This window comes from Burkholderia sp. Bp9015 (assembly GCF_003853505.1).
GTDB lineage: Bacteria > Pseudomonadota > Gammaproteobacteria > Burkholderiales > Burkholderiaceae > Burkholderia.
Genome location: NZ_QTPZ01000013.1, coordinates 153,769 through 174,072 on the forward strand (window position 1 = coordinate 153,769; position 20,304 = coordinate 174,072).

The following is a 20,304-nucleotide window of genomic DNA, read 5'->3' on the forward strand; positions in this document are numbered from 1 at the left end:
ACTTTCTGTACCATCTGCATGTCAACTTCAATGCAATGCATAGTGATGATGGAGCGGGATGACATGAAAGTTACAAACTATCAGGAACCGACAATCAATCCGTTGGGCAAGGGCCTCGGCAACCTGCCGAGCGCGAGCGTGCCGCTCGACGACGCAGGCCGCCTCGAGTGGAACCTGCTCGCGGAAGACGTCAGCCTGCCGGCAGCGGTGCTGTACGAGGATCGCATCGAACACAATCTGAACTGGATGCAGGCGTTCGTCCAGCAGTACGGCGCGCAGTTCGCGCCGCACGGCAAGACGACGATGGCGCCGCAACTGTTTCGCCGCCAGCTCGCCGCCGGCGCCTGGGGCATCACGCTCGCGACCGCGCACCAGACGCAGGCCGCGTATCACGGCGGCGTGCGCCGCGTGCTGCTCGCGAACCAGCTGGTCGGCCGCCAGAACATGACGATCATCGCGGGGCTACTGTCCGATCCCGACTTCGAGTTCTTCTGCCTCGTCGATTCGGCCGACAGCGTCGACCAGCTCGGCCGCTTCTTCGGCGAAGCGAAGAAAACGCTGAACGTGCTGATCGAGCTCGGCGTGCCGGGCGGCCGCGCGGGCGTGCGCGACGCCGCGCAGCGCACCGCCGTGCTCGACGCGATCGCGCGCTATCCGGACACGCTGAAGCTGGCCGGCATCGAACTCTACGAAGGCGTGCTGAAGGAGGAAGGCGAGATCCGCGCGTTCCTGCAGGACGCGGTCGCGTTCACGCGCGAGCTGGCCGAAGCCGGCCGCTTCGCGCGCACGCCGGCGATCCTGTCGGGTGCCGGGTCGGCGTGGTACGACGTGGTCGCGGAGGAATTCGCGAAGGCGTCCGATGACGGTTTCGCGGAAGTCGTGCTGCGTCCGGGCTGCTACCTGACGCACGACGTCGGCATCTACAAGAAGGCGCAGACCGACGTGTTCGCGCGCAACCCGATCGCCCGCAGGATGGGCGAAGGGCTGCTGCCGGCGCTGCAGCTGTGGGCGTACGTGCAATCGGTGCCGGAAGCCGACCGCGCGATCATCGCGCTCGGCAAGCGCGACGCGGCGTTCGACGCGGGCCTGCCCGAGCCGGCGCGCCACTTCCGCCCGGGTCGCGACAGCGCGCCGCGCGACGTCGCCGCGAGCGAAGGCTGGGCCGTCACCGGGATGATGGACCAGCACGCGTACCTGCAGATCCCGCCGGGCGCGGACGTGAAGGTCGGCGACATGGTCGCGTTCGATATCTCGCATCCGTGCCTGACGTTCGACAAGTGGCGCCAGCTGCTCGTGCTCGATCCGCAGTTCCGCGTGACTGAAGTCGTCGAAACCTTCTTCTGACGCCTGGCGCGCCATCGCGCCGCCTCGCCGCCCCACCGCCGCGCGGGGCGGCCGTCACGCGCGCTTCAATCTGCCGGAGTACACTGCGCTTTCGTCCTCGGGGCTGCTTCGCCGCCGCAGCGCATGCCTGCCGCGCCCGGCGCGAACGGCCCCTCAACGCTGTTCAATGGAGAAAGCCATGGCCGCGAAGAAGATCCTGTTCCTGACCGGTGATTTCGCCGAAGACTACGAAACGATGGTGCCGTTCCAGGCGCTGCAGGCCGTCGGCCATCACGTCGATGCAGTCTGCCCGGGCAAGCGCGCGGGCGACAAGGTCAAGACCGCGATCCACGATTTCGAGGGCGACCAGACCTACACCGAGAAGCCCGGCCACAACTTCACGCTGAACGCGACGTTCGACGACGTCGATGCGGCGGGCTACGACGCGCTCGCGATCGCGGGCGGCCGCGCGCCGGAATACCTGCGTCTCGATGCGAAGGTGATCGCGCTGGTGCGCGCGTTCGCCGAAGCCGGCAAGCCGATCGCCGCGATCTGCCATGCGGCGCAGCTGCTCGCGGCCGCCGACGTGATCCGCGGCAAGCGCATCTCGGCCTACCCGGCCTGCGCGCCCGAAGTGAAGCTCGCGGGCGGCGAATATGCGGACATCCCGGTCGACGCGGCCGTGACCGACGCGCCGTTCGTCACCGCGCCCGCGTGGCCCGCGCATCCGGCATGGCTCGCGCAGTTCCTCGCGCTGCTCGGCACGCGCATCGAGCTGTGAACGAAGTGGAATGAATTGAAGTGAAATGCCGGCCGGCGGCGGGTTCGTGCAGCCCGCATGCCGCGCCGATCAAGACCGGCCGACGGGGCGCATCCCGTCGCGCCGCTTCCGCCCCGCCCTTCAGTGCGATGCCGGCGTCGAGCCGACATCCGCAATCCGCGACTCCAGCATCGCCAGCGCGCCCGACAAGGCGGTCAGCACGTCGTCCGGCAGTTGCGCCATCGTCTGGTCGAGGAACGCCTTGCGGCGCGGCAGGCACGCGTCGAACGCGGCGCGGCCCTCGGCGGTCAGCGTGACGTTGGTCACGCGGTTGTCGCGCGCATCGGACGCGCGCTCGATCCAGCCGAGCGCGTCGAGCGACTTCAACTGGCGCGTGAGCGCGCCCGGATCGATGCGCAGCACCTCGACGAGCTTCTTCTGCGACGAATGCCCGTCCATCGTGTGCAGCGCGACCATGATGCGCCAGCGCGGCATCGGCTGCCCGACGTGCGTTTCGAACGCGGTCATGAACGCGCGATACGTGCGTCCGAATTGCTGCAAGATCGCGACGCGGTCCTGTTCTTCCATGCGCTGATGCCTACTCGTTCAATCGGTGAATCGTTCAATCGGCCGCGACATGCGGCTCGATCTTGTGCCGCAGCGCGATCGGCGGCACGCGGCGGGACTGCCACACCGACACCACGGCGACGACGGCCGCCATCGCGACCCCCAGGTGAATCGCGCCGACCAGCGATTCGCGGGCCGTTTCCAGCAGCAGCGCGCCATTATGCCCGGCGCGGGTCAGCTCCGCGACCAGACCGCCTTGCGCGGCACGGTCGATCAGGATCTGCGGATCGGCGAGCTGCGCGTGCCACTGCAGCGCGTGCTCGCCCGACAGCGCGTCGCGCACGCCGCTCGAATACATCTGGTTGACCAGCGTGCCCGTGAGCGCGGTGCCGATCATCCCGCCGACCATCCGCAGCGACTGCAGCAGCGCGGTCGCGATGCCGAGGTGCTCGCGGCCGGCCGTCTGCTGCGCGAACACGGTGAGGTTCGGCAGCACGAAGCCGAGGCCGATGCCGCCCGCGACCATCAGCGCCATCAGCATCCAGGTCGGCGTCGTGTGCGTCGACACGACGATGCCCGCGCACGCGATCGCGAACAGCACGAAACCGACGTGCAGCATTGCGTTCGGATTGCGGATGCGCGTGACGACGCGGCCGTTCATGATGCTGCCGATCGTGATGAACACGACGAGCGGCGTGATCACGAGCCCCGCCGCCTTCGGCGACATCCCGAAGCCGCCCTGGAACAGCAGCGGCGCGTAGAACAAGAGCGAGAACATCGAGAAGCCAGCCAGGATCGCGAGCACGAACAGCGCCGACAGCGCGCGGTTGCCGAACATGTCGAACGGCAGAATCGGCTGCGCGCAGCGCTTTTCCCAATGCCACAAGCCGATGCCGGCGCCGACCGCGACGACCAGCAGCAGCGAGGCCCAGCTCATCACGCCGTACTTCGGCAGCCATTCGACGAACAGCTGCAGCGCACCGAGCGAGACCGCGATCAGCAGCGCGCCGGGCCAGTCGAGCCGCATCTTGCGGTCGTGCTCGACGTGCCGCAGGTGCGGCAGGTAGCGCCACACGAAGAACAGCGACAGCAGGCCGACCGGCAGGTTGACGTAGAACACCGAGCGCCAGCCGAACGACTGGGTCAGGATCCCGCCGAGCGACGGCCCGACCGCGTTCGCGATGCCGAACGCGGAGCTCATCAGCACCTGCCAGCGCAACCGCACGACGGAATCGGGGAACAAATCGGGAATGCACGCGAACGCGGTACCGACCAGCATCCCGCCGCCGATCCCCTGCAGGCCGCGGGCGAGCACCAGGAACAACATGTCGTTGGCCATCCCGCACAGCACCGACGCGCCGGTGAACACGACGATCGACGCGATCACGAACCACTTGCGGCCGTAGTAGTCGCCGAGGCGGCCGAAGATCGGCACGGTGATCACGGAACTGAGCAGGTACGAGGTCGCGACCCACGCGTACAGGTCGAAACCCCTCAACTCGGCGACGATGGTCGGCAACGCGGTGCCGACGACCGTCTGGTCGAGCGCGACGAGCATGGTGACGAACGAGATGCCGATCATCGCCAGCAGCGATTCGCGGAACGGCAGGACTTGCCCGCTCGAATGGTGGGCGGCAGTATGGACAGCCATTTTTTGTTGATGCAACTTTTGATGAGTCAAACAATCTCAAAATTCTAGCACGGCGGAGTAATCTAGGCCGGCGAAGGTGGGGGGCCCGTTCCCCACCGCCAAGGAGAAAGATGGAACCGATTTCGATCACGCCTGCCGCGACGCTGTCGCCGGAAGACCAGGATGCGTTGCGACGCGCGAAACAGGTGCTGGAAAGCCCGTCGCTGACGATGAAGCTGACCGGCGTGCTGGGCGCGCCGGTCGAGAAGATGATCGCGCGGCTGCCGGACTTCGCGACCGGCAAGATCAACGACGCGACGCAGCTTGCGCTGCGCAAGTGCCTGAACATCGCGCTGCGCACGCTCGGCAAGCCGCAGACGCCCGATGCCGAGCCGGACAAGCCGAGCAACCTGCTGCACAAGCTCGCGGTCGCGACGACCGGCGCGGCGGGCGGCGCGTTCGGCTTCCTCGCGCTGCCGGTCGAGCTGCCGGTCACGACCACGCTGATCTTCCGCTCGGTATGCGACATCGCGCGCAGCGAGGGCGAGGACCTGGGCTCGGTGGACACGCAGCTGCAGTGCCTGGCCGTGCTCGGCATGGGCGGCAACCCGGACAAGCGGGAAGAGGACGCCGATCTCGGCTATTTCGTGCTGCGCGGCGCGCTCGCGCAGGCGATTTCGAAGGCGTCGTCGGACATCACGACGAAAGGGATCGCCGCGCACAGCTCGGCGGCGGTATTCAAGCTCGTGCAGACGGTGGCATCACGCTTCTCGGTGCAGGTCACCGAGCAGATGGCCGCGAAGTCGATCCCGGCGATCGGCGCGGTGCTCGGCGCGACCGTCAACACGCTGTTCATCGACCACTTCCAGCAGATGGCGCACGGCCATTTCACCGTGCGCCGGCTCGAGCGCAAGTACGGCTCGGTGGCCGTGCAGGCCGCGTATCAGGCGATCGACGGCTCGCCCGCGCGCTGAACCGCCCGCTCGACCGCGACGCGGCGCAGGAACGCGGCCGCCCGGTCGAGCGCGGCGCGCGACTCCGGCACCATCGGCGTGTACAGCTGCCACACGTGCGGCATGTCGGGCCACACCTCGATCTCCACCGGCACGCCGGCCGCTTTCGCGCTGTCGGCGACGCGGCGCGCGTCGTCGAGCAGCACCTCGGTGCTGCCGGCCTGGATGAAGAGCGGCGGCAGCCCGGTGAAGTCCGCATAGAGCGGCGACGCGTACGGATGCGTCGCCGATGCGTCGCCCAGATACAGCTGCGCCGCCTTCGGCAGCGCCGCGGCCTCGAACATCGGGTCGAGGCCGTCGTTGCTGCGCATCGTCGCGCCGGTGCCGGCCAGGTCGGTCCAGGGCGAGAACAGGATCGCGCCGGCCGGCAACGGTTCGCCGCGATCGCGCAGCGCGACGAGCGTCGCGAGCGCGAGGCCGCCGCCCGCGGAATCGCCGCCGAACACGATCGACTCGGGCGGCGTGCCGAGCGCGAGCAATTGCCGGTACGCGGCCAGCGCGTCGTCGAGCGCGGCCGGGAAGCGGCTCTCGGGTGCGAGCCGGTAATCGAGCGAGAACGAGCGCACGCCCGCGCGCTTGGTGAGGCCGAACACGAGCGGCCGATGGGTTTTCGTCGAACAGAAGTAGTAGCCGCCGCCGTGGAAGTACAGCAGCGTGCGGCCGGGCCCGCGCGCGCCGAGCGCATCGGTGCGTTCGAGCCATTCGCCCCGCAGCGGCGCGTCGCCGGGACGGTAACATTCGCGCAGCCGGTAGCCCGACGGCGCGCGACGCGGCACGACCGTTCTGAGGTCGGTGAAGCGCCGCGCGCGGGCGGGATCGAGCACCGGGCGCGTGGTCTCGGGACGAAACTGCCGGCGCAGCAGCCAGCACGCGAACTTGCTTTGCCAACTCATCGAACCTACTCCGTCATCGCAGTGTCACGATGGTACGTGCGATCGTTGCCGCGCCGCTCGACGGGAGCCTCTACATCAAACGCCAGCCTCGGTTTGCCGGCCTCGGTTTGCCGGCCTAGGTTCGCCGGCCTCAGTTCGCCGGCATCACCTGGCCGCGGATCTCGCCGGCCGGATGCTCCTTCGTGTGCACGTTGAAGTACCACTTGCCGCCCATCAGGTCGGTCACCTGCGCGTCGGTGAGCGCCTTCGATCCCTTGATCGGGCTCGCGAGCTCGTCCTTCGGGATCGGCACCTGCACGCCGGCGTTCTGGCCGACCGGCGCGGGCCCGTGGAAGTGCGCGGCGGTCGCCGGCCCCGTGAGGTGTTCGTAAGTCACCGTCCACTGCAGCAGGTGGCTGGCCGTGTCGTAGGTCGCATCGACGGCGCCGGCGCCCTTGGTCGCGGTGGGCGGCACTTCGCTCGACGGCTGCAGGTTGGCGGACAGGCGCACCGTTTCGGCAGCGGCGCTGCCGGCGGCCAGCACGCCCGCGAGCAACGCCACCTGGAGCAAACGCAGCTTCGGCATGAATTCTCCTTGTACGACGTGGTACGCCACCCGGCCGGGGGACGCTCCATGATGGTAGTCGATCGCCGCCGATCCGGCAGCCCGCGCGTCGCGCGCCAGCCTGACGGAACCTGGAAGAGACCTTTGCAGCACGCGCCCTGAATCTGCGCGCGGCCTTTCGCTACACTTCGTCTCACAGTTGCTTGTTTCCTTCGTCCGAAGGAGTCTGCGAGTATTCACGCGGCCATCCGGCCGCGTTTTTTTTTGCGCGTGCCGCACGGCATACGGGCATCGTCCGGCACCTTCCGCTGCGCTCACCATCAAGCGTCGCGAATCGATTTCGCCGCGGCGGTCTAGCCCGGCATCGCGCCGGCACCGCGCCTCACGCGCGATAGCCGGGATCGATGCGATCGACGATGCGCTGCAACGCGTCGAACGCGTCCTGCCCCGCACCGTGCTTCGGATCGAAATTCAGCGAATCGCGCACGCAGCCCTCCAGCACCGGCGGCGCGATCGGCAGTGCATCGCCGATCGCATGGGTCGCGACCTGCACCTCGCACGCGCGATTGAGCAGCCACATCAACGAGAAGGTCTGCGCGAGCGTCGCGCCGATCGTCACGGGCCCGTGGTTGCGCAGCAGCAGCACGGGCCGCCCGCCGGCGCTCTCGACGATGCGCCGCCCTTCCTCGAGATGCACGGTGATGCCCTCGAAATCGTGATACGCGATCTTCCCGTACAGCTGCGCCGAATAGAAGTTCGAGAACGACAGCCCGTCGCGCGAGCAGCACACGGCCATCGTCGGCGTCGTATGCACGTGCATCACGCAGTGCGCGTCGGGCAGCGCCGCATGGATCGCGCTGTGGAAGGTGAAGCCGGCCGGATTGATCGGCCAGTCGGAATGGCCGATCACGTTGCCGTCGAGGTCGATCTTCACGAGGTTCGACGCGCACACCTCGCGGTAATGGAGCCCGAACGGATTGATCAGGAAATGACCGTCCTCGCCCGGCACGCGCAGCGAGATATGGTTGTAGATCAGCTCGGTCCAGCCGAGATGGTCGAAGATCCGGTAGGCGGCCGCGAGCTGCACGCGCGCCTGCCACTCGATTTCGGAAAAACGGGCGGGACGCGTGAACGGCTGGTTGGGTACACGTTGCATGGGGCACTCCGGTTGCGGGCTTGCGCGGCCGCGCGGGCGGCGCGCGTATCGTCCCTCGTCTCCTGGCGGCGCACGCGGCGTGCTTGGCGCACATGGCGCGTGCGGCGCGTCGTTCGGCACCGCTTCCGCCCGCATTGCGCGAGCCGTCCGGCGGCACCCTTCACGATACGCATATCGTTGCGCGCACAACCATATCACCTTTCCCCGCGCACCGGTATCGCGGGTTTGGCCCGAGCCGTTCCGGCCCTTACAACTGGTCGTCGACCGGCAGCAGCATGAAAAGGCCGGTCATCACGTTGCGCAGCAGCCCGGCATGCGGATCGACGTGATAGAGGGTCGACTGGCCGCCGTCGACGCCCGTCCATTCGAGTGCCGGCGGCCCGCCGTCCATTTGCTTCACGAGCGTGACGCGATAGCTTTCATCAGGCTGCGTCACCCGTGCGAAGATCTCCGCGGCCTGCTGCGCGAGCACCGGGCTGTGGATCACGAGCGCGAGCTCGGTGTTGAGGTGCGCCGAGCGCGGGTCGAGATTCAGCGAGCCGATCACCAGGATGTGCCGGTCGATCACGTACGCCTTCGCGTGCAGGCTCGCACGCGAGCGCGAGCCGAACAGCCGCGCGGACTGCTGGCCCGGCTGTGCCTTGAACTCGTACAGCTCGACGCCGCGCTCAAGCAACGGCACGCGGTACGGCGCGTAGCCGGCCTGCACCGCGACCGCGTCGGTCGCCGCGAGCGAATTCGTCACGATCGCGACGCGCACGCCGCGCCCGACCGTGTCGCCGAGGATCTTCACGCCGGCATCGTGCGGCACGAAGTACGGCGAAAACGCGAGGAATTCCTTCTGCGCGCCGCGCATCAGTTCGACGAGGCGCTGCATCGGCGGGCTCACGTATGCATCGGTCGGCTGCGCGACCTTGGTCGGCGCATCGACCTTGAATTCGGCCGGCGCCCACACGAGCGCGAGCTGGTCGCGCGCGATCTGCTGCGCGAGCGGTGTCGCGTTCAGCGGCTTCGCGTTGTACGGGTCGGCATTCTTGCGCCAGTGGTCGCGCAGCTCGTCGCGCATCGCGTCGAGATCCTTCGGAGCGAACGTCTGATGATTCAGCACGCGCAACGGATAGCTGCTCGCGCTCGCCCAGTAGCCGTCGAAGCTCTTCGAGACATCGTTCGTCACGGGGCCCGCGGCGAGCACGTCGAGATCGCGAAACTGCAACGTCGGGCTCGCACTGAAGTATTCGTCGCCGAGATTGCGGCCGCCGACGATCGCGAGCTGGTTGTCCGCGATCATCGCCTTGTTGTGCATCCGCCGCGTGAAGCTGTCGATCCGCGTGAAGTAGTTGGCCGTGCGCTCGACCATCCCGTATTGCGACGCGCCGAACGGATTGAACACGCGAATCTCGATGTTCGTGTGCGTGTTCAGCGCGGCCATGACGCGATCGATGTCGTGGAAGTTCAGGTCGTCGACCAGCATCCGCACGCGCACGCCGCGATCGGCCGCATACAGCGCCGCGCCCAGCAGCAGCTTGCCGGTCGTGTCCTCGGTCGCGATGTAGTACTGCATGTCGAGCGTCTTCGTCGCCGCGCGTGCGAGCGCGATGCGCATCTGCAGCGCGGTCGCGCCGTCGGGCAGCAGCCGGAAGCCCGACTGCCCCGGATGCGCGGCTTCCGGCGCGGCCAGCGCAGCGCGCAACGGCGTCGCGGTATCGGTCGGCAACGCGTGCGAGACGGGACGATCGAGCGTGGTGGCGGGCGGATGCGTCGCGCAGGCGGTGGCCAGCGACAGCAGCGCGCACACGGCGAGCGCGCAGGCCGGGCGGCCGACGGCGCGCAACGACAATGCGGCCGGCGCGCACCGGATCAAGGACGTGAGCACGGAAACTCCCTCGACAGGCGGATCAACGGGTCCGCAATCGCCGCGGCGCGCGGCTGACGGGCGGGTTCAATCGATTCTAGGGGGCGCCCGATGAACCGGTCAATCGTGCGCCCGGCGCATGCGGCGCCGAGCCGCCACGCATGCCGCGCGCGGCCGCGGCCCTGAACCGCGGCCGGCGGGCGTCCTCGGATTCGACCGCCAGGCGGACCCGCCGCGCCCATGGTCCAACCAATCTCACGGCGCGTCGTCGCTTCGCTCGAAGTGGCTGCGCACGTAGTCGATATGGGTCTGCATCGCCGTGCGCGCCTCCTCGGGCCGGTGCGCGCAGATCGCGTCGCAGACCACCCGGTGCTGCTGCAGCAGCAACTCCGATGCCTGCTCGTCGTGCGTGGTCATCCCCGCGACGTTGATCGAGATGTGCTCGCGCAGCATCCCGAGCACGCTCGTGTGCAGGTGCAGGAACATCGTGTTGTGCGACGCGAGCGCGATCGCCTCGTGCAGCTTCGCGTCGGCCGACGCCTCGAGGGCCGCGTCGTCGTTCGCGTGCGCGGTCTCGAGCTCGCGCAGCAGCGCGCGGATCCGGCGCCGGTCGTGCGCGTCGGCGCGCAGCGCGGCGAAATACGCGGTCGCGCCTTCAAGCACGCGGCGAAACTCGAGTATGTCGTCGCGCAGCGCCGGATGGTCGGCAACCAGCTGCCCCCACGGCGACGCGATGCCCGCGCGCAACTGGTCCGTCACGTAGACGCCCGCGCCGCGCCGGCTCTGCAGCAGCCCGCGCGCGACGAGCCGCTGGGTCGCCTCGCGCACCGTATTGCGCGCGACGCCGTACTGCTGCGCGAGCACGCGCTCGGCCGGCAGCCGCGCGCCGGCCGGCCACGTGCCGTCGAGCAGCGCCGTCTCGATCTTGCGCATCACCACTTCGGTCCGGCCCCGTGCCGTCATCGCCGCCATCGCCGTCTCCCCATCCGGAATACCCGTCACGCCGATTGGCCCAACCAATTTGAGCTGCGGCGCCGTCGCGGGAATTATGCAGCGAAATCGTCGTCCCGCATTCGCATGCCGGGCCGGCACCCCTGGAGCGAGACATGAACGAAAGGCACTACCCCGCCGCCGCCCCCGCGCACGTCTATCTGTTCGCGACCTGCCTGGTCGACCTGTTCGTCCCCGAAGCCGGGCTCGACGCGGTCCGCCTGCTGGAACGCGAAGGCCTGACCGTCCACTATCCGCGCGGCCAGAGCTGCTGCGGGCAGCCGGCCTACAGCAGCGGCAATCCCGACGAAGCGCGCCGCGTCGCGGCCGCGCAGCTCGACCTGTTCGCCGAGCCGTGGCCCGTGATCGTGCCGTCCGGCTCGTGCGCGGGCATGATCCGGCACCATTGGCCCGCCCTGTTCGCCGACGATCCCGTGCACGGCCCGAAGGCACGCGCGATCGCGGAGCGCACCTACGAACTCGCCGAATTCCTCGTCCATGTGCTCGACGTGCGGCTCGACGCCGTCACCGCCAACGCCGGCCCGGACGAGCGCGTCGTGCTGCACACGTCGTGCGCGGCCCGCCGCGAGATGGGCACGCGCGTGCACGGCGTCGCGCTCGTCGACGCGCTGCCGGGCGTCACGCGCATCGAACATGAACGCGAATCGGAATGCTGCGGGTTCGGCGGCACGTTCTCGCTGAAGCATCCCGACATCTCCGGCGCGATGGTGCGCGACAAGGTCGCATCGGCCTGCGCGACGGGCTGCGACCGGCTCGTGTCGGCGGACTGCGGCTGCCTGCTGAACATCGGCCACGCTGCGGCCAAGGCCGGCGCGGCGCTGCCCGTCGAGCATCTCGCGAGCTTCCTGTGGCGCCGCACGACCGGTGCCGGCTCGCTGCGCGGAGACACGCAATGAGCGCGCGCGACGCCATCCTCGCGCGCCTGCGCGCCGCCGCCCCCGGCGTCGCCGTGAACGCCGCGCCCGCGCTCGATGCGCGCATCGACATGCATTACGCGGCGCGGCGCGCGGCAGTCGCGCCCGATCCTCGCGCGCTCGCGCAGACGATGCAGGCCGCGCTCGCCGCGTCGCACGCCGAAGTCTGGTGCGCCACCGCCGACGCATGGCCCGCGCAGCTTGCCGCGCGCCTGGCCGAGGCCGGCGTGCGCCGCCTGCTGCTCGACCCGGCCCGCGCCGAATCGGCGGCCCTCGCGCAGGCGCTGCCCGACGCGGTCGCGCCGGTGCCGTTCGACCGGCCGATCGACGCATGGAAAGCCGAGCTGTTCGACACGATCGACGCGGGCTTCACGGTTGCGCGCTCGGGCATCGCGGCGACCGGCACGGTCGTGCTCGCGCCCGATGCCGGCACGCCGCGCACGGTGTCGCTGGTGCCGCCGCTGCACGTCGCGCTCGTGCATGCGAACACGCTGCACGCGGACCTTCACGCGGCCGCGCACGCGGAGCGCTGGCACGCCGGCATGCCGACCAACGTCGTGCTGGTGTCGGGCCCGTCGAAGACCTCCGACATCCAGCAGACCCTCGCGTATGGCGCACACGGCCCGCGCAAGCTCTGGGTCGTGATCGTCACCGAACCGACCGCAACCGCCTGCCAGGACCTGCCGCGATGAGCGACCAACCGCTGCAATTCGTCGCCCCGGGCGACTTCAAGGCCCGCGCGCGCGCCGCGCTCGACGATCCCGCGCTGCGCCGCAGCTTCCGCGGCGCGATGGATTTCTTGCAAGGCAAGCGCGCGACCCAGTTCTCCGACGACACCGAGCTGCAGCAGCTGCGCGATCTCGGCGAAGCGGTGCGCCAGCACGCGCTCGCGCAACTGCCCGCGCTGCTCGAGCGGCTGGAGGCGAAGCTCACCGCGGCCGGCGTGCACGTGCACTGGGCCGAGACGGCCGCCGACGCGAACGCGATCGTGCTCGGCATCGCGCAGGCGAAGAAGGCGCGCCGCGTGATCAAGGGCAAGTCGATGGCGAGCGAGGAAATCGAGCTGAACCATTACCTCGCGGATCACGGCGTCGACTGCATCGAGTCCGACATGGGCGAGTTCATCGTGCAGCTCGCGGGCGAAAAGCCGTCGCACATCGTGATGCCGGCGATCCACAAGACGCGCGGCGACATCGCCGAGCTGTTCGAGGAACACATCCCGGGCACGCGTTACACGGAGGACGTCGACGAGCTGATCCAGACCGGCCGGCGTGCGCTGCGCCGCGCGTTCGCGGAAGCCGACATCGGCCTGTCCGGCGTGAACTTCGCGGCGGCCGACACGGGCACGCTGTGGCTCGTCGAGAACGAGGGCAACGGCCGGCTGTCGACCACCGTGCCCGACACGCACGTCGCGATCATGGGGATCGAGAAGGTCGTCGAGAAACTCGAGCACATCGTGCCGCTGTCGAGCCTGCTCACGCGCTCGGCCACCGGCCAGGCGATCACGACCTACTTCAACCTGATCTCGGGCCCGCGCCGCGACGGCGAACGCGACGGCCCGCGCGAGCTGCATCTCGTGCTGCTCGACAACGGCCGCACGCAGGCCTACGCCGACGAGCAGCTGCGCGCGACGCTGCAATGCATCCGCTGCGGCGCGTGCATGAACCACTGCCCCGTCTATACGCGGATCGGCGGCCACGCATACGGCACGACCTACCCGGGCCCGATCGGCAAGATCATCTCGCCGCACCTGCTCGGCCTCGACGCGACGGCCGACCTGCCGACCGCATCGACGCTGTGCGGCGCGTGCGGCGAGGTGTGCCCGGTCCGGATTCCGATCCCGCAATTGCTGGTGCGGCTGCGTACCGAGGCGAACCGCAAGCCCGACGAACCCGTCGCGCATCCGCTGCGCGGCCAGGGCGCGAACTACAACCGCGCGGAAGACCTCGTGTGGCGCTTCTGGTCCGGCGCGTTTGCGCATCCGCGCGCGTATCGCGCGTTCCGCTGGAGCGCGACGCGGCTGCGCGCGCTGACGCCCGCGAAGCAGATGGGCTGGACCCAACATCGCACGCCGCTCGAGCCGGCGCCGCGCAGCCTGTCCGACCTGCTGCGCGCACGCGGCCAACCCGAATAGACCACCCCGCTTTCAAACCCGTACCGATAGAAATCCATGGAGGAGACAACCATGCAGGTTTGGCATCAGATCTACACCCCGCTCGGCAGCCTCGGGCTGTCGGCGTTCGTCGCCGCGATCCCGATCATCTTCTTTTTCGTCGCGCTCGCCGCACTGCGGATGAAGGGGCACGTCGCCGCCGCGATCACGCTGCTGCTGGCGCTCGGCGTCGCGATCCTCGCGTATGGCATGCCCGTGCCGCAGGCGCTCGCCGCAGCCGGCTTCGGCTTCGCGTACGGCCTGTGGCCGATCGCGTGGATCATCGTCGCGGCGGTGTTCCTGTACAAGATCGTCGTGAAGACCGGCCAGTTCGAGATCATCCGCGCGTCGGTGCTGTCGATCACCGACGACCAGCGGCTGCAGATGCTGCTGATCGGCTTCTCGTTCGGCGCGTTCCTCGAAGGCGCCGCCGGCTTCGGCGCGCCCGTCGCGATCACGGCCGCGCTGCTCGTCGGCCTCGGCTTCAAGCCGCTGCACGCGGCAGGATTGTGTCTGATTGCAAACACCGCGCCGGTCGCGTTCGGCGCGATGGGCATCCCGATCATCGTCGCCGGACAGGTGACCGGCATCGACGCGTTCCACATCGGCGCGATGGCCGGCCGCCAGCTGCCGCTGCTGTCGCTCGCGGTGCCGTTCTGGCTCGTGTTCATGATGGACGGGCTGCGCGGCGTACGGCAGACCTGGCCGGCCGCGCTCGTCGCCGGCGGCAGCTTCGCGATCACGCAGTACTTCACGTCGAACCATATCGGGCCCGAGCTGCCGGACATCACGTCGTCGCTCGTCAGCCTCGTCTCGCTCGCCGCGTTCCTGAAGGTCTGGCAACCGGGCAGCGCGAAGCAGACGGCCGGCGGCCTCGTCGCGTCGGGCGGCGGCGCGGCGCTCGCGGGGTTCGGTGCGGGCGGCAACGGTGCGGGCGCGAGCCGCCAGGCGTCGCCGTACTCGCTCGCGCAGACCGTGCGCGCGTGGTCGCCGTTCCTGATCCTGACGGCCGTCGTCACCGTGTGGAGCATCGCGCCGTTCAAGGCGCTGTTCGCCGCGCACGGCGCGCTCGCGTCGACCGTCCTCAAGTTCCACGTGGCCGGGCTCGACCAGCTCGTCGTGAAGACCGCGCCGATCGCCGCGACGCCGAAGGCGCTCGACGCGGTGCTGAAGCTCGACCTCGTGTCGGCGGTGGGCAGCGCGATCCTCGTGACCGCGCTGATCTCGATGGCGCTGCTGCGGATGAAACCGCGCGACGCGCTCGTCACGTTCGGCGAAACGCTGAAGGAGCTCACGCGCCCGATCCTGTCGATCGGCCTCGTGCTCGCGTTCGCGTTCGTCGCGAACTACTCGGGGATGTCGTCGACGCTCGCGCTGATGCTCGCCGCGACCGGCGCCGCGTTTCCGTTCTTCTCGCCGTTCCTCGGCTGGCTCGGCGTGTTCCTGACCGGCTCGGATACGTCGTCGAACGCGCTGTTCTGCTCGCTGCAGCAAGCGACCGCGCACCAGCTCGGCGTGCCCGAGACGCTCGCGGTCGCCGCGAACACGACGGGCGGCGTGACCGCGAAGATGATCTCGCCGCAATCGATCGCGGTGGCATGCGCGGCAACGGGGCTGGTCGGCAAGGAATCGGAGCTGTTCCGCTTCACCGTGCGCCACAGCCTGCTGTTCGCGGTGATCGTCGGCCTGATCACGCTCGTGCAGGCGTACGTGCTGCCGGGGATGGTGCCGTAAGCACGCGGCGCGGCCGCTTTCCGGCCGCTTTCCGCTTCCCCGGAAAACAAAAACCCCACGCCCGCAAGAGCGTGGGGTTTCGTTCATCCCGGGCGCCGGACGAGGCCGGCGCCATCCGGCGGCGCTCAGCTGCCCTTCGCGATGCGATCCTGGATGTGCTGCGCACGGCTCGTCGACGACGGGTGCGAGCTCATCATCGAGCTCTTGCCGCCATCGAGCTGCGCGAGCTTCTGGAACGCGGTGACGAGACCCTTCTGGTTCATGTTCTTCTGCTTCATCAGGTCGAACGAGTAGTCGTCGGCCGCGCTTTCCTGCGTCTGCGAGAACTGCGCGTTGATGAACTTCTCGGTGATGTCGCCGAGCTGCGAGCTCGTCAGGGCCGCGACGCCCGGCGATGCCGCGCCGGCCGCGGTGCGTGCCGCGCTGACCGCGTAGGCAGTCTGCATCGCCTTCTTCGAGTGACCCAGCGCGACGTGGCCCATTTCATGGCCGATCACGCCGCGCAGCTCGTCGTCGTTCATCATGTCCATCAGGCCGCTGTACACGCGCACGCAGCCGTTGCCCATCGCCCACGCGTTGACGTCCTTGGTCATGTAGACCTTGTAGTTGATCTTCTGGCCGTTCAGCGTCATGTCGCCGAAGCCCTTCATCACCTTCGTCAGGCGCTTCGCGTACGCGCTGTTCGGCGCGGCGATCTTCGATTCGGCGTCGCTCGCCTTGCACGAGTCGTTCGACAGTGCCGCGATGTCGCTGTCCGACAGCGTCGCCGCCTTGACCAGGTTGGTCCCCGCCGACGTGAGGCTGTTCGCGTCGAGATTCTGCACGCCACCGCATGCGCTCAACAGGAAAACCATGCCGCACGCGGCCGCCGCTTTCTTGATATGCATCCCGGATCCCTCGGTAGTTGTATTTGGGAGCGGCGATTTTGCATAATCCGGCAGAAAATTACCAGATGTTTACATCGAATGACAGCTTGATTACTGACAAATACGGAATGAACGGCGCGATTGCTCAGCCGATTGATGACAATCGGACCGTCAATCGCCGCGGCCGGACGACCGGCCGAACGCGGAACGCGACCGGCGCGTCAGCCGCCGCGCGACCAGCATCGGCAGCCGCACCAGGAAACCGGCGAACAGCCGCAGGTGCATCCACGCGAGCAACGCGTTGTCGCGGCCGTAGTGGAAATGCGACACGCCGCCCTCGTGCGCGCCGAAGTAACGCACCGGCGCTTCGATGCGGATCGGCCGCACCCCGGCCCAGCACAGCCGCACGGCGGCTTCCGGATCGAAGTCGAAGCCGCGCATCCACGGCTGGCGATGCATGATCGCGGCGAGCGGCGCGACGGGGTACACGCGAAAGCCGTACAGCGAATCGCCGATCCCGGCCCACAGAGTCTCGAGGTCGGCCCATCCGTTCGACAGCCGCCGGCCCTGCACGCGCAGCTGCGGCGCGCTCGCGTCGAACTTCGGCAGGCCCAGCACCATCGCATCCGGCGCCCCCTGCGACGCGGCCATGAATTCGGGAATCAGATCGGCCGGATGCTGGCCGTCGGAATCCATCGTCAGCACGTGCGTGAAGCCGCTCGCGGCCGCCGCGTCGAGCCCGGCCAGCACCGCGGCGCCCTTGCCGCGGTTCGCCGGCAGCACGATCACGCGCAGCCCGGGGTCGCGCTCGGCCATCGCCTGCAGGCGCTCGGCGCTGCCGTCGGTGCTGCCGTCGACGACGACCCACACCGGATTCCACTGCGCGCGGGCGTTGCGCACGGTCGTGTCGACCTTGACGCCCGGGTTGTAGCTCGGAATCAGTACGAGATGGGTGGACGAGGCCTGCAGCGTGGACATGGGAACGGCCGATTGCGAAGACGAGGATCCTGACAAAAGTTTATGACCTGCAGGCGACTGCCGACAGGCTTCGTCGACGCCGCCCGCGTGCGGCGACGGTTCGCGCAGCGACAGGCCCGCGCGCTTCACGACAGGTGCTCCAGAGGATGGCCGGCGCTCGCCTCGATCTCGACCAGCAGATCGTCGCGGCACACGTCCGCGTGGACGAACAGCGGCCGCACGCCGGGGCCGGCCGCATCGCGCAACGTGCGTTCGATCGCGGCGAGCGCCGCGGCATCGCCGGCGTCGCGCACGTAGACGCGGTAGCTCAGGTCGGCAAGCGTGAACGGGCCGTGCCCCTGCCGCGCGGCCTGCTCGAGCACGGCGGCCAGGTTCGCGAGCGTCTCGCGCGTTTGCGCGACGACGTCGCCGTGATGCACGGTGCGATGCCCGACGACGCTGGCGGTGCCCGACACGAACAGCAGCGGCGCGGCAGCGTCGCCCGGCCATGCGGCCGCGCGCGCGAACGTCGGCGCACGCGGGCCGTACTCCGCCGGGTAGTGATACGCGCTGACCTGGCGCGGGTTCTCGACCGGATCGGCCGGCGCACGGCTCGCGATGAAATGGATCGCGAGCGGCGCGGCCGGCGGCATGTCACCCGCGACCGGCACGACGGAACCGAGCGCGCAGGCGGCCGGCACGCCGCCCGTCAGCGCGCGGCGGCACGCGTCGAACGCGCGCTGCCTGCCGATATTGAACTGACGATAGCGTTCGATCCCGAACTGCTGCGCGTTGATCGCAGGCACGGTGTTCCAGATCCGCAGCGGATGCGGGATGCCGAGCGTATCGAGTACGTCGAACAGCGCGCGGTACGCGTCGTACGTCGTGCGCTCGAGCGGCGTGCCGCCGTCGCGATCCGCATCGGCCGATTCCTGAGCTTCATGCGCTGCCTGCGCTTCCTGCACGACGATGCTGCCGAACACGAGCCCCGCCGTTGCGCTGTAGCGGTACTGCAGCGCGCCGCGTCGCTCGCTGCGCAGGTCGCGCGCGTCGCACTGCCAGATTTCGCAGACCGCACCGGCGCGTGCATGGCTGCCGGCATCGAGCAGCGCCATCTGCACCGGTGCGAGCGGGAGGTCGGGCGCGGCGGCGGCGAGCATGCGCGCCATCGCATCGGCCGGCGACCCGGCCGCGCCGATGCAGACCGCGCCCAGCGCACCGGGAAACACGCGGCCGAATGCGTCGCCCCGCTGCTGCGCATCGTGCAGCAGCGCAGCCAGCCGTGCCTGATCGATCTGGACGAGCCGCAACGCACGATTGCCGCCGTTCGCGGTGGACGTGGCCGCCATGGGTCCGCGTGCGACCGCGCTGGTGGCGGACGACGGGGAACACGCTCGCCGTTCGGCGTCGACAGGGTGCACTGACACTTCGATTTCCTCACTATGCGGCGCGGGCTCGCGGCATCGTGGCCACGCGCCGCGTTGCGCGCCGTTGCTTCGCGTCAAGCCGACGCGGCGCGCGTCGTCATGCGAGGCCGCCGTTGACGGACAGCACTTGCCCCGTCACATAGGCGGCCGCATCGGATACCAGATACGCGACCATCGCCGCGACTTCGTCGGGCCGGCCGGCGCGCTGCGCGGGCACGAGCTGCTTGATCCGTTCGGCGGGAAACGCATGTTCCGCCATCGGCGACTCGATGATGCCGGGCGCGACCGCGTTCACGGTAATGCCGCGCGACGCGAGTTCCAGCGACAGCGACTTCGTCGCGCCGATCAGCCCCGCCTTCGCGGCCGCGTAGTTGACCTGTCCGCGGTTGCCGGTCACGCCGGCGACCGACGCGATGTTGACGATCCGGCCGCGCCGCGTGCGGATCATCGGCAGCAGGAGCGGTTGCGTCACGTTGAAAAAACCGTTGAGCGTCACGTCGATCACGCTGTGCCATTGCTGGCGCGACATGCCGGCCATCGGCGCGTCGTCGTGAATGCCCGCGTTGTTGACGAGGATCTGCACCGGCGCGTCGTCGACGAACGGTGCGAGCGCGGCGAGCGTCGCATCCGCGTCGGTCACGTCGAATGCGATCGCATGCGCGATGCCGCCGGCCGCGACGATCTGCTGCGCGACGGCTTGCGCCTGCGCGAGATTCCGGTTCGCGTGTACCCAGACTTCGTGGCCGGCCTGCGCGAGCGTCGTGCAAATCGCCTGCCCGAGTGCGCCGCTGCCGCCCGTTACGAGCGCCCGCATCGAATTGCTCCGTTCATCGCGTTCCTCCTCGATCGACGCGGCGGCGGTGCATCCAGCCACCGCCGCCGCGTCCCGTCATCCCCTGCGTGCCGCGTCGCGCCCGCGCGCGCCTTCGTCACTTCGTGCGATGCGCGGCGACGTACGCGGCAAGCGCGCCGAGCGTCGCGAAGATCTTCTGGTTGTCCGGATTGTCCGAGCGCAGCTCGAAGCCGTACTTCTTCGAGATCAGCAGCGCGATTTCCAGGATGTCGATGGAGTCGAGCCCGAAGCCCTCGCCGTACAGCGGGGTCCCGGCCGTCACCGTTTCGAGCGGGACGTCTTCGAGATTCAGTTCGCCGATGATCAGCGTGGCGAGCTCTTGTTCCAGTGCGTTCATCATGCTTGCGGGCAGGCGGCCCATGGCAGCGGGAGGCGCCCGGAAAACGGCAGCCGTCGTGCACGCCCGGCGCGGTGCGAGGCGCGCGAATCTCCGTCCCTCCGGCGTCTGCCGGCTTCCCCGCCTGCGTTATTGGGGATCGTTTGTAAAAGTTACGCGGATTCTAGACGATGGGTATCGGCACGTATACGGGGAATGGTTACAGACTGAAGGGCCCCCGCCACGGCCGGTTTCGGGACCCGATCGCAGCAGACGCTTGAGCCGCTTCGGATGGAAATGGATCGTCGCCGCAAAAGCTTCAGTGCGCTGCCATAC

Annotated in this window: 19 protein-coding genes; 7 read left to right on the top strand and 12 right to left on the bottom strand. The window is 69.1% G+C overall.

The genetic code is table 11. The features are described from left to right. Positions 1–63: 63 nt before the first annotated feature. Together DIE12_RS16410 and DIE12_RS16415 are read left to right on the top strand one after the other, a co-directional pair. Positions 64–1,344 (top strand): amino acid deaminase, encoded by a 1,281-nt coding sequence (locus DIE12_RS16410; protein WP_124521032.1) that lies wholly within the window; start codon positions 64–66, stop codon positions 1,342–1,344. Positions 1,345–1,522: 178 nt separating this feature from the next. Beyond that, a complete protein-coding gene (locus DIE12_RS16415; protein ID WP_044848600.1) occupies positions 1,523–2,104 on the top strand; it encodes a DJ-1/PfpI family protein in 582 nt (193 codons plus the stop codon). 120 nt (positions 2,105–2,224) lie between these two features. Here DIE12_RS16415 and DIE12_RS16420 read toward each other — a convergent pair whose 3' ends face one another. After that, positions 2,225–2,671 (bottom strand): MarR family winged helix-turn-helix transcriptional regulator, encoded by a 447-nt coding sequence (locus tag DIE12_RS16420; RefSeq protein ID WP_124521030.1) that lies wholly within the window; start codon positions 2,669–2,671, stop codon positions 2,225–2,227. Between the two features lie 34 nt (positions 2,672–2,705). Beyond that, entirely contained in the window at positions 2,706–4,301 is a 1,596-nt protein-coding gene (locus tag DIE12_RS16425; protein ID WP_124521029.1) for an MDR family MFS transporter, read from the bottom strand. Between the two features lie 110 nt (positions 4,302–4,411). On the opposite strand from DIE12_RS16425, the gene DIE12_RS16430 reads away from it, so the two are divergent. Next, the gene (locus tag DIE12_RS16430) at positions 4,412–5,254 is read left to right on the top strand and encodes an EcsC family protein (RefSeq protein WP_044848597.1); all 843 of its coding nucleotides are present in this window, start codon (positions 4,412–4,414) and stop codon (positions 5,252–5,254) included. On the opposite strand, the gene DIE12_RS16435 is transcribed toward DIE12_RS16430, so the two are convergent. From DIE12_RS16435 to DIE12_RS16455, 5 genes are all read right to left on the bottom strand, one after another. Continuing rightward, positions 5,224–6,186, bottom strand: coding sequence for an alpha/beta hydrolase (locus DIE12_RS16435; RefSeq protein WP_124521028.1), 963 nt, complete (start codon positions 6,184–6,186; stop codon positions 5,224–5,226). The genes DIE12_RS16430 and DIE12_RS16435 overlap by 31 nt on opposite strands. Positions 6,187–6,316: 130 nt before the next feature. Further along, entirely contained in the window at positions 6,317–6,751 is a 435-nt protein-coding gene (locus DIE12_RS16440; protein ID WP_124521027.1) for a CHRD domain-containing protein, read from the bottom strand. Positions 6,752–7,112: 361 nt separating this feature from the next. Then, positions 7,113–7,886, bottom strand: a complete 774-nt coding sequence (locus DIE12_RS16445; RefSeq protein ID WP_124521025.1) for a class II aldolase/adducin family protein — start codon at positions 7,884–7,886, stop codon at positions 7,113–7,115. A gap of 247 nt (positions 7,887–8,133) precedes the next feature. Next, positions 8,134–9,759 carry a phospholipase D family protein gene (locus tag DIE12_RS16450; RefSeq protein WP_124488591.1) on the bottom strand — a complete coding sequence of 542 codons (1,626 nt, stop codon included), beginning with the start codon at positions 9,757–9,759 and terminating at the stop codon, positions 8,134–8,136. Between the two features lie 234 nt (positions 9,760–9,993). Further along, positions 9,994–10,710 carry a FadR/GntR family transcriptional regulator gene (locus DIE12_RS16455; protein ID WP_124488590.1) on the bottom strand — a complete coding sequence of 239 codons (717 nt, stop codon included), beginning with the start codon at positions 10,708–10,710 and terminating at the stop codon, positions 9,994–9,996. A 134-nt stretch (positions 10,711–10,844) separates the two neighbouring features. Here DIE12_RS16455 and DIE12_RS16460 point away from each other — a divergent pair, with 134 nt between their 5' ends. The 4 genes from DIE12_RS16460 to DIE12_RS16475 are packed head-to-tail and all read left to right on the top strand — an operon-like array spanning position 10,845 to position 15,549. Next, positions 10,845–11,645, top strand: coding sequence for a (Fe-S)-binding protein (locus DIE12_RS16460; protein ID WP_124521024.1), 801 nt, complete (start codon positions 10,845–10,847; stop codon positions 11,643–11,645). Beyond that, positions 11,642–12,355 (top strand): LUD domain-containing protein, encoded by a 714-nt coding sequence (locus DIE12_RS16465; RefSeq protein WP_124521023.1) that lies wholly within the window; start codon positions 11,642–11,644, stop codon positions 12,353–12,355. The genes DIE12_RS16460 and DIE12_RS16465 overlap by 4 nt, the downstream gene beginning before the upstream one ends. Beyond that, complete coding sequence (locus tag DIE12_RS16470; protein WP_124521021.1) at positions 12,352–13,797, top strand: LutB/LldF family L-lactate oxidation iron-sulfur protein; 1,446 nt, start codon at positions 12,352–12,354, stop codon at positions 13,795–13,797. Before DIE12_RS16465 ends, DIE12_RS16470 begins: the two co-directional genes overlap by 4 nt. Positions 13,798–13,848: 51 nt before the next feature. Continuing rightward, entirely contained in the window at positions 13,849–15,549 is a 1,701-nt protein-coding gene (locus DIE12_RS16475; RefSeq protein WP_124521019.1) for a lactate permease LctP family transporter, read from the top strand. A gap of 125 nt (positions 15,550–15,674) precedes the next feature. Here DIE12_RS16475 and DIE12_RS16480 read toward each other — a convergent pair whose 3' ends face one another. The 5 genes from DIE12_RS16480 to DIE12_RS16500 all read right to left on the bottom strand — a co-directional run bounded on the left by DIE12_RS16480 (position 15,675) and on the right by DIE12_RS16500 (position 20,013). After that, positions 15,675–16,436: a M48 family metalloprotease gene (locus DIE12_RS16480; protein ID WP_124521017.1), complete on the bottom strand. Its 762-nt coding sequence runs from the start codon at positions 16,434–16,436 to the stop codon at positions 15,675–15,677. Positions 16,437–16,586: 150 nt separating this feature from the next. Continuing rightward, positions 16,587–17,393 (bottom strand): glycosyltransferase family 2 protein, encoded by an 807-nt coding sequence (locus DIE12_RS16485; protein WP_124488585.1) that lies wholly within the window; start codon positions 17,391–17,393, stop codon positions 16,587–16,589. 125 nt (positions 17,394–17,518) lie between these two features. After that, positions 17,519–18,799 carry an endoribonuclease L-PSP gene (locus DIE12_RS16490; RefSeq protein ID WP_124551300.1) on the bottom strand — a complete coding sequence of 427 codons (1,281 nt, stop codon included), beginning with the start codon at positions 18,797–18,799 and terminating at the stop codon, positions 17,519–17,521. 97 nt (positions 18,800–18,896) lie between these two features. Then, positions 18,897–19,613, bottom strand: coding sequence for a 3-oxoacyl-ACP reductase FabG (fabG, locus tag DIE12_RS16495; protein WP_124488583.1), 717 nt, complete (start codon positions 19,611–19,613; stop codon positions 18,897–18,899). A gap of 115 nt (positions 19,614–19,728) precedes the next feature. Beyond that, positions 19,729–20,013, bottom strand: a complete 285-nt coding sequence (locus tag DIE12_RS16500; RefSeq protein ID WP_014896047.1) for a phosphopantetheine-binding protein — start codon at positions 20,011–20,013, stop codon at positions 19,729–19,731. Positions 20,014–20,304: the final 291 nt, after the last annotated feature.